1 protein-coding gene is annotated in these 781 nt (G+C 57.6%); it reads left to right on the top strand.

Translation table 11 applies throughout. From position 1 onward, the window contains the following. Nucleotide 1: 1 nt before the first annotated feature. Nucleotides 2-781: amino acid ABC transporter ATP-binding protein (locus ACR0NA_RS21630; protein WP_480732630.1), on the top strand; the 780-nt coding region annotated here is incomplete at its 3' end.

The following is a 781-nucleotide window of genomic DNA, read 5'->3' as shown; positions in this document are numbered from 1 at the left end:
CATGTCTGAACTTGCAATTGAACGCGAAATCGACCGCTCCAAAATGCAGGTGAGCGACGAGGTCGCCATCGAAATCACCAACATGAACAAGTGGTACGGGGCATTCCACGTGCTGCGCGACATCAATCTGACCGTCAATCAGGGCGAGCGGATCGTGATCGCGGGGCCGTCGGGATCGGGTAAGTCCACCCTGATCCGCTGCCTGAACGCGCTGGAGGAACACCAGCAGGGCACGATCATCGTGGACGGGACCGAGTTGTCGAATGACCTGAAAAACATCGACAAGATCCGGTCCGAGGTTGGCATGGTGTTCCAGCACTTCAACCTGTTCCCGCACCTGACCATTCTGGAAAACTGCACGCTGGCCCCGATCTGGGTGCGCAAGACGCCCAAGAAAGAGGCCGAAGAGCGCGCGATGCATTTCCTGGAAAAGGTGAAAATCCCGGAACAGGCCGACAAGTATCCCGGCCAGCTTTCGGGCGGTCAGCAGCAGCGTGTGGCGATTGCCCGCTCGCTCTGCATGATGCCGCGGATCATGTTGTTCGATGAACCAACATCGGCGCTGGACCCCGAGATGATCAAAGAGGTGCTCGACACCATGATCGAACTGGCCGAGGAAGGCATGACCATGCTGTGTGTGACGCACGAGATGGGCTTTGCCCGTCAGGTCGCCAACCGCGTGATTTTCATGGATGCCGGTCAGATCGTGGAACAGAACGAACCCGAAGAGTTCTTCAACAACCCACAGTCAGAGCGCACCAAGCTGTTCCTCAGCCAGATC

Source organism: Ruegeria sp. C11, assembly GCF_056537725.1.
The sequence above is the reverse complement of the archived record's forward strand: the minus strand, read 5'-3'. Positions and strand labels throughout refer to the sequence as shown.